This is a genomic window from Streptomyces sp. NPDC048637 (genome assembly GCF_040650675.1).
Taxonomy (GTDB): Bacteria; Actinomycetota; Actinomycetes; order Streptomycetales; family Streptomycetaceae; genus Streptomyces.
The window spans coordinates 65,447-80,149 of record NZ_JBEZHQ010000002.1 but is presented as its reverse complement, the minus strand read 5'-3'; the positions used below and the strand labels follow the sequence as shown (position 1 = coordinate 80,149).

Genomic DNA, 14,703 nt, shown 5'->3' with positions numbered 1-14,703 from the left:
GTCCGGTGACGTCAGCCGTCGGTGCGCTCGGCATCGGCGCCGTCCGCCCCGGCGCCCTCGCGCACCGGCATCACCAATGTCGTGAAACTTCCCTGGTCGGCGGAGCGGACCAGGACGGGCCGGTCCGGCGCAGCGATCTCCAGCAGCACATCCGGCCCCACCCCGGCCTCCAGCGCAGGCACCAGTACGGCCGGATCGAAGGCGATCCGCAGCCCCGGCCCGGTGCGCACCACCTGCATCCGGACGGGCTCCCGTCCCCCGCCCGTCACCTCCAGCGCCGGACCGGCCACGAGGTCCCCCGGGTCTCCCACCGGGACCGGAGCCGCCGAGCCGCCCGCGTCCGCCACATCCCCCTGCCCCGCACCGACCGACAGCGACACCGGCCCCGCGCGCCCGGTCACCGCGTCCCGCAGCCCCACCCGGTCGGCGATCACCCGATGCCGCCCCGCCGCCAGGCCCTCCAGCATCAGCCGGTAGTCCGGGAATCCGCCGGGATCCTCACCGCCGCTCCGCCCCTGCCCGGCGCTCTCCGGCACCTCCCGGCAGTCCGCCCCGCTCCGCAGCCTGACCCCCGCCGCTTCTCCCGCGCACTCGATATCGACCGTCACCTGCCGTACGGCCCACTCCGCCAGGCTCCGCGCCGTGTCCGCGGCGATCAGCACCCGGCACGGACCGCCCTCGAACCCGTCCGGCCGCAGCACCCGCACCGCCAGCCGATAGCGGTCCGTCGCCACCCAGCGCACCTCGCCGTCGACGAGTTCGAGCAGTACACAGCCCAGCACCGGAAACTCCTCCCGGGCCGCCCCGGTCGCGGCCGCGGGCGCCACCTGCCGTACCGCACTGGCAAGTTCGGCGCCGCCCACCCGTGCCCGTGCCCAGCTCCCGCGGTCCGCCGGGGTGCCGGACGCCTCCCGCAGGAGTCCCTCCACCACGGCCCGCGCCTCGTCCGCCGTCCGCCGTGTGCGCTCCAGGTGGGCCCGCAGTACGCCATGCGCCGCGTCCTCGGGCCCGTCCAGCACCACCGCAACATCCACCAGCGGCAGCCCCGCCGCACGCAACTGCCGCAGCTTCACCGCCCGCGGCGTCTGTGCCGCCCCGTAGCGGCGGTACCCCGTCACGGCATCCACCCGCGCCGGCCGCAGCAGCCCGCAGTCGTCGTAGAACCGCAGGGCACTCGGCGCGAGCCCCACCCGGCGCGCGAAGACGCCGATGGTCAACAGCTGTTCGGTGTCGTCCATGGACGCGATTGTGGAGCTTCAACCAACCTGAAGGTCAACGCCGGAGAGGCGGCCCCGAGCTGCGCATACGGGCCCGCCGGGCGGCGCCGCTTCAGGCGGTCAGCGCCGCGGCGCTGCGGAACGTCCGCCGGTAGGCCAGCGGTGACACCCCCACCGCACTGTGCAGATGCTGGCGCAGGGAGGTCCCGGTGCCGAAGCCCGCGTGATGGGCGACGAGGTCGACCGGCCAGTCCGTGGACTCCAGCAGATGCCGGGCGTGCTCGATGCGCTGTCCGGCGAGCCACTGACCGGGGCTCATACCGACCTCGTCGCGGAAACGCCGGGTGAGGGTGCGCACGCTGACCCGGGCGTGCGCGGCGAGGTCGGTCAGACTGAGGGGCTCGCCGAGACGCTCCAGGGCCCAGGCGCGGGTGGCTGCGGTGCCGCCCGCCGAGGTTTCCGGCACGGGCTGCCGGATGAACTGGGCCTGTCCGCCGTCCCGCCAGGGCGGCACCACACACAAGCGGGCCACCTCATTGGCGACCGCGCTGCCGTGGTCACGGCGCACGATGTGCACACACAGATCGACACCGGCGGCCGCGCCGGCCGAGGTGAGGACATCGCCGTCGTCGACGAACAGCACATTGGGGTCGACGCGGACGGTCGTGAAGAGACGCTGCAGCTGAGTGGCCTCCTGCCAGTGAGTGGTGGCCGGCCGGTGATCGAGCAGCCCGGCCGCGGCCAGGACGAAGGAGCCGGTGCAGATGGCCACCATCCGGGTACCGGGCCGGACCCCCTCCAGCGCCGCCCGCAGGTCATCGGGCAGCCGGCCACCCTCGCGGAGCGCGGCCGGCGCGTGGGACGGCGGGATGATGACGGTGTCGACGTGCGCGAGTACGGAGGCGTCCTCGGCGACCGCGATGTCGTAGTCGGCCTCGGTGCGCACCGGGCGCCCGTCCAGGCTGCACGTGACGACGGAGTAGAGCGGCGCACCGGCGGCGCTGCACGCGGCACCGAAGATCCGCGCGGGAATCCCCAGCTCGAAGGGGACGACCCCGTCCAGGGCGAGAACACCGACGCGATGCATGACCCGATTCTTTCAAACGTTGGCCATCTGGACACCTCCGGGCTCCCGGCCGCCGCGGAAAGCTGGCAGCACCTCGGGAAACGCGGCCGCCAGGCGGCGCGTACGCCCACTCCCAGCCACAGGCACCTACGAAGGAGACACCATGTCCGAGAGCGGGGCCCCGCAGATGCGGGCCGTCAGCCAGGACACCGCCGGAGGCCCTGAGGTCCTCAAGGTGATCACGACCGACCGGCCGGTGCCCGGCCCCACGGAGATCCTGGTCCGGGTGCATGCCGCGGGCGTCAACCCGATCGACTGGAAGACGCGGGACGGCGGCCGGTTCCTCACCGGCAGCGAACCGCCGTTCGTCCTGGGCTTCGATGTCTCCGGTGTGGTCGAGGCGGTCGGCGCCGGCGTGACCCTCTTCGCACCGGGCGACGAGGTCTTCGGCATGCCGCGCTTCCCGCACCCTGCCGGTGCCTACGCCGAGTACGTCACCGGTCCGGCGCGCCACTTCGCCCACCTGCCCGCGGGCCTGGACCACGTCCAGGGCGCCGCCCTTCCGCTGGCGGCGCTGACCGCCTGGCAGGCCCTGGTCGACACCGCGCAGGTACAGCCCGGCGCACGGGTGCTGATCCATGCCGCGGCGGGCGGCGTCGGCCATCTCGCGGTGCAGATCGCCAAGTCCCGCGGGGCGTATGTGATCGGCACCGCCCGGCGGGCCAAGCATGACTTCCTGCGCGGTCTGGGCGCCGATGAACTCATCGACTACACGGAGCAGGACTTCGCGACGGCGGTACGCGACGTCGACGTCGTTCTCGACACCATCGGCGGCGACTACGGCGCCCGCTCGTTGCGCACCCTGCGTCCCGGCGGCTCGCTGGTCTCGGTCCTGCCGCTGGACGACGCCTTCCCCGCCGACCGGGCGCGCGAGGCGCGGATACGCGCGGCGTTCCTCCTCGTCGAGCCCGACCGGGCCGGCCTGCAAGGCGTCGCGGACCTGGTGAACACCGGAAAACTGCAGGTCAACGTCGACACGGTCGTCCCCCTCGAAGACGCCGCGAAGGCCCACGCCCTCGGCGAGACCGGCCGCACCACCGGCAAGATCGTCCTCACGGTCGCGCCATGACCGCGGTCACTGCTCCGAGGCCCTTCCGCTAGCCGAGACCGGTCGGCCCCCTTCCTGGGGCGTCGACCGGAGCCATGCGGTCAGCACCCCGCACGCTCACTGACCGAGGCGGAGGCCCTGGCGGTCGACGGAATACATCGCCTGGGGTGCGTCGAACTCCATGAAGCTGTCGATGTGGCTCATGCCGATGGCTTCAAGGAGCCGACACGAGCGGACGTTGGCCTCTTGGGTGACCGCGATGACCGACGGGTTGTCCGAGACGACGGACGCCAAGGCCCAGTCGACGACGGCGGCCACCGCTTCACGGGCGTATCCGCGTCCCCAGTACTCGGGCAGGAACCCGTAGGACACTTCCCGACGGCCGTCGAAGCGGGATTCCGGATCAATCGATACCGATCCGACCACGGTCGCCTCGTCGCGGGTGGTCACGCTGAACACGTGGGGTCGGCTCGCGAAGTGCTGCTGGTACACCGCGAGCTTCGGTTCTTCAACCGGCCCGCCGAGGAAACGCCGGACCTCAGGGTCCGTCGAGAGCCGGGTGAACTCCTCCACGTCAGCGGATTCCGCTGGACGCAACAGGAGCCGGGCCGTGCTGATGTCGGCGGGCCAGGGATCCTTGGAAGGTAACGAAGACATCCACGGAGCTTCGCAGCCAGGAGACGTTCGGTCCCACCGTTGGCCCTAAATCCGGCCACTCACGTCTGCGCCATGTCCACGAAGCGGGAATAGTGGCCCTGGAACGCCACCGTGATCGTGGCCGTGGGGCCGTTACGGTGCTTGGCCACGATCAGATCGGCCTCGCCGGCCCGCGGGGACTCCTTCTCGTAGGCGTCCTCGCGGTGCAGCAGGATGACCATGTCCGCGTCCTGCTCGATCGAACCGGACTCACGGAGGTCGGAGACCATCGGCTTCTTGTCCGTGCGCTGCTCGGGGCCACGGTTCAGCTGGGAGAGCGCGATGACGGGGAGTTCCAGCTCCTTCGCCAGCAGCTTGAGGTTTCGGGACATGTCCGAGACCTCCTGCTGACGGCTCTCGGCGCGCTTCGAACCGCCGGACTGCATCAGCTGGAGATAGTCGATGACGACCAGTTTGAGGTCATTGCGCTGCTTGAGCCGGCGGCACTTCGCGCGGATCTCCATCATCGACAGGTTCGGCGAATCGTCGATGTACAGCGGCGCGGCCGAGACGTCCGGCATCCGGCGCGCCAGCCGCGTCCAGTCCTCGTCCGTCATGCTGCCGGAGCGCATGTGATGCAGCGCGACCCGCGCCTCGGCCGACAACAGACGCATCGCGATCTCGTTGCGCCCCATTTCCAGCGAGAAGATCACGCTCGGCAGATTGCTCTTGATCGAGCAGGCCCGCGCGAAGTCCAGCGCAAGGGTGGACTTACCCATGGCGGGACGGGCCGCGATCACGATCATCTGGCCCGGGTGCAGACCGTTCGTCAGGGAATCCAGGTCGGTGAAGCCCGTCGGCACACCCGTCATCTGGCCCTGGCGGGAGCCGATCGCCTCGATCTCGTCGAGGGCGCCCTCCATGATGTCGCCGAGCGGAAGGTAGTCCTCGCTGGTCCGCTGCTCCGTAACGGCGTAGATCTCCGCCTGGGCGCTGTTGACGATCTCGTCGACATCGCCGTCCGCGGCGTATCCCATCTGCGTGATACGCGTGCCGGCCTCGACCAGGCGGCGCAGCACGGCACGCTCATGGACGATCTCGGCGTAATACTCGGCGTTCGCGGCGGTCGGTACGGACTGGACGAGGGTGTGCAGATACGAGGCGCCGCCGACCCGCGCGATCTCGCCGCGCTTGGTGAGCTCAGCGGCGATGGTGATCGGGTCGGCCGGCTCGCCCTTGGCGTACAGGTCGAGAATCGCCTGGAAGACCAGCTCATGGGCGGGACGGTAGAAATCTTCGCCCTTGAGGACCTCGACGACGTCCGCGATGGCGTCCTTGGACAGCAGCATGCCGCCGAGCACGGACTGCTCGGCGTCCAGATCCTGCGGAGGGACCCGCTCGAAGCCGCCGGCCCAGGAGCCGCCGTCGTCGTCACGCTCCTGCCGGTCGCCGCGGCCGCGGCCCTTGCCCTCACCCCGTCGGGAGCGGGCGGCCGGCAGCAGGTCGCTGGGACCGGAGTCCGCCCAGGGGTCTTCCATGGGCTCGGGAATGCTCACCCCGGCACCTCCTCCCGTCCGCGACGCGGACCTTGCTGTGCTGTTCTTTCTTACGGCACAGCTCTGACAATCGAGACGCCCGACTCCGGTTACGGCGCGTCGAGTTCGGACGATTTCTCAGGCCGGAACAGGCGGCGGGTGCCGGACCACGGTAGGCCCGTGGGCACCGTCCGCCAATCTGGTTATCCACAGGCCATGTGGATGACTGGCCTACAGCTGTGGAGAAGTCCCCGGATCCTGTGCACGGCCCGGGGGAAACTTCTGTGGACAAGCACACAATCACCCCACCCTCAAGCCTCTGACCTGCACTTTCCTCATCCATAGCCTGTGGGGGAGAAAAACTTCTGCCAGCCGTGCAAGATCGCAACAAACGGCACAGGGGAGACGACTCCGCACAGCGGAAAGTAAGGACTGCAAGGGGTTTGCATCTCTTACCTGTGGAAGATTAGATTGCGCGTATGACCCTGGCTCCCGCGTCACCACGCCGCACCGGCCGCCGCCACGACCGCGAGATCATCGCCCTCGCGCTGCCCGCGTTCGGCTCACTGGTCGCGGAACCTCTCTTCGTCATGGTCGACAGCGCCGTCATCGGCCACCTCGGCACTCCCCAGCTCGCCGGCCTCGGCATCGCGGCCTCCCTGCTGACCACGGCCGTCGCCGTCTTCGTCTTCCTCGCCTATGCCACCACCGCCGCGGTCGCCCGCCGGGTCGGCGCCGGCGACCTGCCCGCCGCCATCCGCCAGGGCATGGACGGCATCTGGCTCGCCCTGCTGCTCGGCGCCGCCGTCATCACGGCGGTGCTGCCCACCGCCCCGTGGCTCGTCGAGCTCTTCGGCGCATCCGGCACCGCCGCCCCGTACGCCACGACCTACCTCCGTATCAGCGCGCTCGGCATCCCCGCCATGCTCGTCGTGCTGGCCGCCACCGGCGTACTCCGCGGCCTCCAGGACACCAGGACCCCGCTCTACGTCGCCATCGGCGGCTTCTCCGCCAACGCCGCGCTCAACATCGGCCTGGTCTACGGCGCCGGCCTCGGCATCGCGGGCTCCGCCTGGGGCACGGTCGTCGCCCAATGCGGCATGGCCGCGGTCTACCTCGTCGTGGTCGTCCGCGGCGCGCGACGGCACGGGGCCTCGCTGCGTCCCGACGCCGCGGGAATCCGTGCCTCGGCCCAGGCCGGCGTGCCGCTGCTGGTCCGTACGCTCTCGCTGCGCGCTGTGCTGATGATCGCCACCGCCGTCGCCGCCCGGCTCGGCGACGCCGAGATCGCCGCCCACCAGATCGTGCTCACGCTGTGGTCCCTGCTGGCCTTCGCGCTGGACGCGATTGCCATCGCCGGGCAGGCCATCATAGGCCGCTGTCTCGGCGCGGGGGACCGCGACGGCGCCAGGGCCGCCTGCCGCCGCATGGTGCAGTGGGGCATCGCCTCGGGCCTGGTCCTCGGTGTGCTGGTCGCGGTCGCCCGCCCGCTGTTCATCCCCCTGTTCACCACCGACCCGGCCGTGCAGGGCCCGCTGCTCACCACGCTCCTGGTCGTGGCCGTGACCCAGCCGGTCTCCGGCATCGTCTTCATCCTCGACGGCGTGCTGATGGGGGCGGGGGACGGCCCCTATCTCGCCTGGGCCATGGTCGTGACGCTGGCCCTGTTCGCACCGCTGGCGCTGGCCGTCCCGCTGCTCGGCGGCGGACTGGGCGCTCTGTGGTGGGCGATGGCCGTGATGATGACCCTGCGGATGCTGACCCTGTGGCTGCGTACCCGCTCGGGCCGGTGGATTGTGACCGGAGCCTCTCGTTGAAGCCTCTCCCGTAATACGCAGCGCATGTCAATAATGACCCTGTGCGCTCGCTTGCCAGGAATTCCGTGCTGCCCCTGACGTTTGTCGTCATCGTGGCTGCTGCTGTGGTGGGGTACGCCACGGAGGAAGCCGACACGACCAGCAGCAGCGGTGACGGCCGCAGCAGCTTCGGCAAATCCGGTGAGGCGGGCCAGGACCCCCAGGACCAGGATCCCGCCGCGACGGCCCCGGCCGATAACGGAAATGCGTACACGCCGCGCCGGACCGAGCAGAACGCCCGGGTCGGTGCGGTCTTCGAGAAGGACGACACCGGCGACCACTTCTGCACCGCGAGCGTGGTGCAGAGTCCGGGCCGGAACATGCTCATCACCGCAGCGCACTGCGCCTTCGACAGCGACGGCAAGAGCCCGGTGAACGACCTGGTCTTCGCCCCCGACTACCGCGACGGAGTTGAGCCCGCCGGCCTGTGGAAGGTCAAGAAGGTGGTCCTCGACGACCGCTGGGCCAAGTTCAACGACGAAGATCTCGATGTCGCCTTCCTCGTCCTCGACAAGAAGAAGGGCAAGGAGATCCAGGACGTGCTGGGCGGAAACACCCTCGGTATCGACCGTGGCTACGAGAACGAGGTCAAGATCACCGGCTACCCCACCAGCCGCGACACCCCGATCTCCTGCCAGAACCGCACCACGAGGTACAGCGACACCCAGCTGCGCATCCGGTGCACCGACTTCGAGGGCGGTACGAGCGGCAGCCCCTGGCTCGCCGACTACGACCCCAAGAGCCACACCGGCACGGTCATCGGCGTCCTGGGCGGCCACGAAGGCGGCGGCGACCAGGACGATGTCTCCTACGCCGCATACTTCGACGACGACATCGCCGCACTCTACAAGCGCGCCCAGGACGAGGACTGAAGCGGTCCGTCCGCGCTCCGCACACGGCGAAGGGCCGCACCCCGGTGACGGGATGCGGCCCTTCGGCGTGGTACTGCGATTACGCGGCGACGACCTCGACGCCGAGCTTCGCCACGACCTCGGCGTGCAGACGCACGGAGATCTGGTGCGCGCCCAGGGTCTTGATCGGCGAACCGAGCTCGACACGACGCTTGTCGACGTCCGGACCACCGGCAGCCTTGATCGCCGAGGCGATGTCGGCCGGGGTGACGGAGCCGAACAGGCGGCCCGCGTCGCCGGCACGGACGGCCAGCTTCACGTTGACGCCCTCGAGCCGGCCCTTGATCTCGGTGGCCTGCTCGATCGTGGCGATCTCGCGGATCTTGCGACCGCGACGGATCTGCTCGACGTCCTTCTCGCCACCCTTGGTCCAGCGGATCGCGAAACCACGCGGGACCAGGTAGTTACGGGCGTACCCGTCCTTGACGTCAACGACGTCGCCGGCGGTGCCGAGGCCGGAGACCTCGTGGGTGAGGATGATCTTCATGATTCGGTCACCCTTCCCTTATCGCGCGGTGGACGTGTAGGGCAGCAGCGCCATCTCACGGCTGTTCTTCACAGCCGTGGCGACGTCACGCTGGTGCTGAGTGCAGTTGCCGGTGACCCGGCGGGCACGGATCTTGCCGCGGTCGGAGATGAACTTCCGCAGCAGGTTCGTGTCCTTGTAGTCGACGTAGGAGATCTTCTCCTTGCAGAACACGCAAACCTTCTTCTTAGGCTTGCGAGCAGGCGGCTTCGCCATTATCTCTCTCCAATGAGTTCAAGAAGTTTGTGCTGACGCCCTCAAGGCCCCTGGCCGTTTCACGGCGCTGTTTCACGTGAAACAGCGCGGAGTCGGGCCAGCTGTACGGACCTAGAAGGGCGGCTCGTCCGAGTAGCCACCGCCGGAGCTACCGCCCCAGCCACCGCCGCCACCGCCACCCTGCTGGCCACCGCCGGCCGGGCCGCTGGTCGCCCACGGGTCGTCGGCAGGAGCACCGCCGCCCTGCTGGCCGCCGCCGGGGCCGCCGCCCCAGCCGCCGCCACCCTGGCCGCCGCCCTGCTGACCGCCGCCGAAGCCGCCGCCCTGGCCACCACGACCGCTGGTCTTGGTGATCTTGGCCGTGGCGTTCTTGAGGCTCGCGCCCACTTCCTCGACGTCGAGCTCGTAGACCGTGCGCTTCACGCCCTCGCGGTCCTCGTACGACCGCTGCTTGAGACGGCCCTGGACGACCACGCGGGTACCCCGCGTAAGGGACTCGGCGACGTTTTCCGCCGCCTGACGCCACACCGAGCAGGTCAGGAACAGGCTCTCGCCGTCCTTCCACTCATTGGTCTGACGGTCGAAGGTGCGGGGAGTGGACGCGACGCGGAACTTCGCGACCGCCGCACCGGACGGGGTGAAGCGCAGCTCGGGGTCGTCGACAAGATTGCCGACAACCGTGATGACGGTCTCGCCTGCCATTAGGGGAACCTCTCGGCGGGTGTGCTGCTGGCTGCTGGTGTTGCTGCTACTCGAACCCGGTTACCGCTGGACGCTGACGCGTTCAGTGGGTCTCGGGACGGAGGACCTTGGTCCGGAGGACCGACTCGTTCAGGTTCATCTGACGGTCGAGCTCCTTGACGACTGCAGGCTCGGCCTGCAGGTCGATGACCGAGTAGATGCCCTCGGGCTTCTTCTTGATCTCGTACGAGAGACGACGACGGCCCCAGGTGTCGACCTTCTCGACCTTTCCGTTGCCCTCACGGACGACGGAGAGGAAGTTCTCGATCAGCGGGGAGACAGCGCGCTCCTCGAGATCGGGGTCGAGGATGACCATCACCTCGTAGTGACGCATGTAGAACCCACCTCCTTTGGACTCAGCGGCCACGGTCGTTCCGTGGCAGGAGGGTCGTATGCGTTCTGCACCGAGCCCGTCCGGAGCTCCGGACAGACATAGGCGCAGACCGTACAGAGTACCTGCCTGATGCCTTCCGGTTGAAATCCGTCCGCCCCACCCCTCAATCTGGAACACAACGGGTGTGAGCGGCGTTACAGTGCGCCGCCCTGTCATCGGAGGTGCCGCATGGCACAGGCACGGACCCAGCGCAGTCTGCTGTCGCTTCTCAACAGTGACGGCAAGGACCATCCCGTCGAGAACACCTTCGCCATCGTGACTGTGGTGCTCGGCGCGATCGCCGTCTTCACCACGCTCTCTCCCAGCCTGCACCTGGTCAGTTCCTGGGCCGGTCTGATCGGAATCGGCACCGGCATGTGGGGCCAGTTCATCTCGTCGACGACCGGCGAGCGCTTCCTGTTGATCATCGGACTCGGCGCAGCGGCCGTCGGCTTCTACCTCGGCCTGGCACACGGCGGCCTCTTCGGCGGTCTCATCGGCTGACCGATGCGGCATACGGGGCCCCAGCCCGTATGGCCCAGACGGGGCGCTCCACGGTCACAGTAGGCTTCGGCGCGAGAGCCGGAGCCCCGACCATGGGGACACACCTGCCGAGGAGCGCCCCGCATGAGCCTGACCCTGAGGACCATCAGCCGAGAGCAGCATCTGGCATATATCCAGAGTCTGCCCGCGGCCAGCCACATGCAGGTCCCCGCCTGGGCGGACGTCAAGGCCGAATGGCGTTCGGAGAGCCTGGGCTGGTTCGACCCGAGCGGCGAGATGGTCGGCGCCGGGCTGGTCCTGTACCGCCAGGTGCCCAAGGTCAAGCGCTACCTCGCGTACCTCCCCGAGGGCCCGGTCATCAACTGGTACGCGCCGAATCTGGAGGGCTGGCTGCAGCCGATGCTCGCGCATCTCAAGCAGCACGGTGCCTTCACCGTGAAGATGGGCCCGCCGGTCATCATCCGGCGCTGGGACTCCCCGGCGATCAAGGCCGGCATCCAGAACCCGGACGTCAAGCGGCTGCGGGACGTCGAGGCGACCCACATCGAGCCGCGCGCCTTCGAGGTCGCCGACAAGCTGCGCCGCATGGGCTGGCAGCAGGGCGAGGACGGCGGCGCCGGCTTCGCCGACGTACAGCCCCGTTATGTCTTCCAGGTGCCGCTGGCCAACCGTTCGCTGGAAGAGGTCCACAAGGGCTTCAACCAGCTGTGGCGCCGCAACATCAAGAAGGCCGAAAAGGCCGGTGTCGAGGTGGTCCAGGGCGGCTACGACGACCTGGCCGAGTGGCAGCGTCTCTACGAGATCACCGCGGTGCGTGACCACTTCCGGCCGCGTCCGCTCAGCTACTTCCAGCGCATGTGGACGGCCCTCAACGCCGAGGACCCCGACCGCATGCGGCTGTACTTCGCCCGCCATGACGGCGTGAACCTGTCGGCCGCGACGATGCTCGTCGTCGGCGGGCATGTCTGGTACTCCTACGGGGCCTCGGACAACATCGGCCGCGAGGTCCGGCCCTCCAACGCGATGCAGTGGAAGATGCTGCAGGACTCCTACGCGCTCGGCGCCACGGTCTACGACCTCCGCGGCATCAGCGACTCGCTCGACGAAAACGACCACCTCTTCGGCCTGATCCAGTTCAAGGTCGGCACGGGTGGGCAGGCAGCGGAGTACCTCGGTGAGTGGGACTTCCCGCTCAACAAGCTTCTGCACAAGGCGTTCGACCTCTACATGGCGCGCCGCTGACGGCTCCACCGCACCGTTCGTCACCCTGAGACACCAGCCACGAGAAAGGTTCCGGGCCCGGCCATGGCGCTCACCCTCTACGTCGACACCGCGCGCTGGCGGGCGCATCAGCAGAGCGTTCTCCAGCAGTTCCCCGGGCTGGTCCCGGTCTGCAAAGGCAACGGCTACGGCTTCGGCCATGAGCGCCTCGCCGACGAGGCAACCCGCCTCGGTGCCGATATCCTCGCGGTCGGGACGACCTACGAAGCAGCCCGCATCAAGGACTTCTTCAGCGGCGATCTGCTCGTCCTGACGCCGTTCCGCCACGGCGAGGAGCCGGTACCGCTGCCCGACCGGGCGATCCGCTCGGTGTCGTCGGTCGAGGGCGTGGGGGGCCTGGTCGGTGCCCGGGTCGTCATCGAGGTCATGAGCAGCATGAAGCGCCATGGCGTCAAGCCGGAGGACCTGCCGAAGCTGGCCGCGGCCATCGAGGACGTCCGGCTCGAAGGTTTCGCGATCCACCTGCCGCTGGACCGCACCGACGGCTCCGACGCGGTCGAAGAGGTCATCGGCTGGATGGACCAGCTCCGCGCCGCCCGCCTCCCGCTGCACACCATGTTCGTCAGCCACCTCAAGGCCGATGAACTGGCCCGTCTCCAGCAGCAGTTCCCCCAGACGCGCTTTCGCGCGCGGATCGGTACCCGGCTGTGGCTCGGCGACCATGAGGCGACCGAGTACCGCGGTTCGGTGCTCGATGTCACCCGGATCGCCAAGGGCGAGCGCTTCGGCTACCGCCAGCAGAAGGCGGCCTCCGACGGCTACTTGGTCGTGGTGGCGGGCGGCACCTCGCACGGTGTCGGCCTGGAGTCGCCCAAGGCACTGCACGGTGTGATGCCGCGCGCCAAGGGCGTGGCCCGGGCCGGGCTGGCCACCGTGAACCGCAATCTCGCGCCGTATGTGTGGGCCGGGAAGCAGCGCTGGTTCGCGGAGCCCCCGCACATGCAGGTGTCGATCCTGTTCGTGCCGGGGGATGCCCCGCAGCCACAGGTCGGCGAGGAGCTAGTGGCCCATCTGCGGCACACCACCACGCAGTTCGACCGCCTCGTGGACCGCTGAGCCGGCCGAGCCACGGCACAGACACACCAAGGGCCCGGTGCCGCAGACCTCCTCTGCGGCACCGGGCCCGGTGCGTGGACGGCCGGGGCCGGGCTCAGTCCCGTACGGCGCCCCAGCGCACCTGGGGCGTTGTCTGGAACTGCACCGCGTGCCGGGGCCGGTGGTGGGCCCGTCCGAGCACGAACGCATCGGGGCTGCGGTCCAGGACTCCGCCCGAGGGGTCGTCGTCCCCGTCCCTGCGGACCACATCGCGCTCCGGCAGCAGAATGTCCCGTACGACCAGGGCGCACAGGTAGAGAGTGCCCAAGAGGTGCAGCACGATGGCGAGTTGGTAGCCCTCCGTCGGCAGCCCTTGGTGCTTGTCGCCGCTGCCTGTGTAGGCGAGGTACAGCCAGATCCCCAGGAAGTACATGACCTCGCAGGCCTGCCAGATCAGGAAGTCCCGCCAACGCGGCCGGGCCAGCGCGGCGAGCGGGGTCAGCCACAGGACGTACTGCGGCGAGTAGACCTTGTTGGTGAGGATGAACAGCGCGACGACGAGGAACGCGAGCTGTGCGAAGCGCGGCCGGCGCGGTGCGTAAAGAGTCAGCAGGCCGATGGCGCCACAGCCCACGATCATCAGCAGCGTGGCGTAGGCATTGGCGTTCTCCAGGGGGTTCCCGGTGCGCTGCGAGATCAGGAGCCAGATCGAACCGAAGTCGATGGGCCGTTCCTGGCTGAACGTGTAGAACTTCGCCCAGCCCTCCCGGATGTGGAAGCCCGCGGCATCGTGCGTGATCATCACCGGCAGGTTCACCACGAGCCAGGACGCGACGGTACCGGCCAGCGCCTTCCGGTAGGCCCGCCAGGCGCCCGCGCGCCAGCACAGCACCAGCAGCGGGCCCAGCAGCAGCACCGGGTACAGCTTCGCCGCGGTGGCCAGCCCGATGAGGATGCCGGCCGCCAGCGGGCGGCTGCGTGACCACATCAGCATCCCGGCGGCCGTCAGGGCGATCGCCAGCAGATCCCAGTTGATGGTGGCGGTGAGGGCGACGGCAGGCGCCAGGGCAACGAGCAGGCCGTCCCAGGGACGGCGGCGGTGGGTGCGGGCCACGCACACCGCGATGACAGCGGCGCAGATCATCAGCATGCCGGCGTTGACCAGCCAGTAGATCTGCTCGCGGTGCTGGATTCCCCCGGCGTGCGGAGTCATCCAGGAGGCGACCTCCATGAAGACGCCGGTGAGCACGGGGTACTCGAGATACTCCATCTCGCCGGGCAGCCGGTCGAAATACGGGATCAGGCCATTGGCAAAGCCCCGCCCCGCATAGAGATGGGGGATGTCGGAGTAGCAGGCGTGCGTGTACTGGCTCGTGGCGCCGAAGAACCAGCCGCCGTTGTAGCAGGGCAGCTTCTGCACCATGCCGAGCGCGAACATGCCGATGGCGACGAGCGCGATGATCCGCACCGGCGTCAGCCAGTGCGTCCCGAGCAGTACGCGTCGCCCGATCGGCCCCCCGATCAGCTCGCTGCCGGCCGCCGCCACCTCGTCCCGCTTCGTCGGCCGTACCGGATCGTCCCGTCGCACGCTCGTCATGGCCCCATCCTGCCGTACGCCCGCGGGCAGAGAACGGCGAAGCCCCCGCCCGGGCAAACCGGGCGAGGGCTTCGTTGCTCCATGTTTCACGTGAAACATTC

Annotated in this window: 15 protein-coding genes; 6 read left to right on the top strand and 9 right to left on the bottom strand. The window is 69.4% G+C overall.

Features of this window, described 5'->3' with window-relative positions:
• Window positions 1-11: 11 nt before the first annotated feature.
• Window positions 12-1,238 carry a MerR family transcriptional regulator gene (locus AB0C46_RS03165; protein WP_362825276.1) on the bottom strand — a complete coding sequence of 409 codons (1,227 nt, stop codon included), beginning with the start codon at window positions 1,236-1,238 and terminating at the stop codon, window positions 12-14.
• A 91-nt stretch (window positions 1,239-1,329) separates the two neighbouring features.
• Complete coding sequence (locus AB0C46_RS03160; RefSeq protein ID WP_362825274.1) at window positions 1,330-2,304, bottom strand: helix-turn-helix domain-containing protein; 975 nt, start codon at window positions 2,302-2,304, stop codon at window positions 1,330-1,332.
• Between the two features lie 142 nt (window positions 2,305-2,446).
• Between AB0C46_RS03160 and AB0C46_RS03155 the strand changes: the two genes are divergently transcribed.
• On the top strand, window positions 2,447-3,412 hold the full coding sequence (locus AB0C46_RS03155) for an NADP-dependent oxidoreductase (RefSeq protein ID WP_362825273.1): 966 nt from the start codon (window positions 2,447-2,449) through the stop codon (window positions 3,410-3,412).
• Window positions 3,413-3,508: 96 nt separating this feature from the next.
• Here the strand turns inward: AB0C46_RS03155 and AB0C46_RS03150 are convergent, their stop codons facing one another.
• Together AB0C46_RS03150 and dnaB are read right to left on the bottom strand one after the other, a co-directional pair.
• Complete coding sequence (locus AB0C46_RS03150; RefSeq protein ID WP_362825272.1) at window positions 3,509-4,048, bottom strand: GNAT family N-acetyltransferase; 540 nt, start codon at window positions 4,046-4,048, stop codon at window positions 3,509-3,511.
• 59 nt (window positions 4,049-4,107) lie between these two features.
• Window positions 4,108-5,565: a replicative DNA helicase gene (dnaB, locus tag AB0C46_RS03145; protein ID WP_362825783.1), complete on the bottom strand. Its 1,458-nt coding sequence runs from the start codon at window positions 5,563-5,565 to the stop codon at window positions 4,108-4,110.
• A 476-nt stretch (window positions 5,566-6,041) separates the two neighbouring features.
• Here dnaB and AB0C46_RS03140 point away from each other — a divergent pair, with 476 nt between their 5' ends.
• Window positions 6,042-7,379, top strand: coding sequence for an MATE family efflux transporter (locus tag AB0C46_RS03140; protein WP_362825271.1), 1,338 nt, complete (start codon window positions 6,042-6,044; stop codon window positions 7,377-7,379).
• A 65-nt stretch (window positions 7,380-7,444) separates the two neighbouring features.
• Window positions 7,445-8,290 (top strand): trypsin-like serine protease, encoded by an 846-nt coding sequence (locus AB0C46_RS03135; RefSeq protein ID WP_362825269.1) that lies wholly within the window; start codon window positions 7,445-7,447, stop codon window positions 8,288-8,290.
• Window positions 8,291-8,369: 79 nt separating this feature from the next.
• Here the strand turns inward: AB0C46_RS03135 and rplI are convergent, their stop codons facing one another.
• The 4 genes from rplI to rpsF form a co-directional block, all read right to left on the bottom strand.
• Window positions 8,370-8,816: a 50S ribosomal protein L9 gene (gene rplI / locus AB0C46_RS03130; protein WP_327225632.1), complete on the bottom strand. Its 447-nt coding sequence runs from the start codon at window positions 8,814-8,816 to the stop codon at window positions 8,370-8,372.
• 18 nt (window positions 8,817-8,834) lie between these two features.
• Window positions 8,835-9,071 (bottom strand): 30S ribosomal protein S18, encoded by a 237-nt coding sequence (gene rpsR / locus AB0C46_RS03125; protein WP_003978893.1) that lies wholly within the window; start codon window positions 9,069-9,071, stop codon window positions 8,835-8,837.
• Between the two features lie 111 nt (window positions 9,072-9,182).
• A complete protein-coding gene (locus tag AB0C46_RS03120) occupies window positions 9,183-9,773 on the bottom strand; it encodes a single-stranded DNA-binding protein (RefSeq protein ID WP_362825268.1) in 591 nt (196 codons plus the stop codon).
• Between the two features lie 82 nt (window positions 9,774-9,855).
• The gene (rpsF, locus tag AB0C46_RS03115; protein WP_006604399.1) at window positions 9,856-10,146 is read right to left on the bottom strand and encodes a 30S ribosomal protein S6; all 291 of its coding nucleotides are present in this window, start codon (window positions 10,144-10,146) and stop codon (window positions 9,856-9,858) included.
• A 228-nt stretch (window positions 10,147-10,374) separates the two neighbouring features.
• Between rpsF and AB0C46_RS03110 the strand changes: the two genes are divergently transcribed.
• The 3 genes from AB0C46_RS03110 to AB0C46_RS03100 all read left to right on the top strand — a co-directional run bounded on the left by AB0C46_RS03110 (window position 10,375) and on the right by AB0C46_RS03100 (window position 13,026).
• Entirely contained in the window at window positions 10,375-10,689 is a 315-nt protein-coding gene (locus tag AB0C46_RS03110; protein WP_362825266.1) for a hypothetical protein, read from the top strand.
• Between the two features lie 123 nt (window positions 10,690-10,812).
• Entirely contained in the window at window positions 10,813-11,931 is a 1,119-nt protein-coding gene (locus AB0C46_RS03105) for a peptidoglycan bridge formation glycyltransferase FemA/FemB family protein (RefSeq protein ID WP_362825265.1), read from the top strand.
• Between the two features lie 63 nt (window positions 11,932-11,994).
• Complete coding sequence (locus tag AB0C46_RS03100) at window positions 11,995-13,026, top strand: alanine racemase (RefSeq protein ID WP_362825263.1); 1,032 nt, start codon at window positions 11,995-11,997, stop codon at window positions 13,024-13,026.
• A gap of 94 nt (window positions 13,027-13,120) precedes the next feature.
• On the opposite strand, the gene AB0C46_RS03095 is transcribed toward AB0C46_RS03100, so the two are convergent.
• Window positions 13,121-14,602 (bottom strand): glycosyltransferase 87 family protein, encoded by a 1,482-nt coding sequence (locus AB0C46_RS03095; RefSeq protein ID WP_362825261.1) that lies wholly within the window; start codon window positions 14,600-14,602, stop codon window positions 13,121-13,123.
• Window positions 14,603-14,703: the final 101 nt, after the last annotated feature.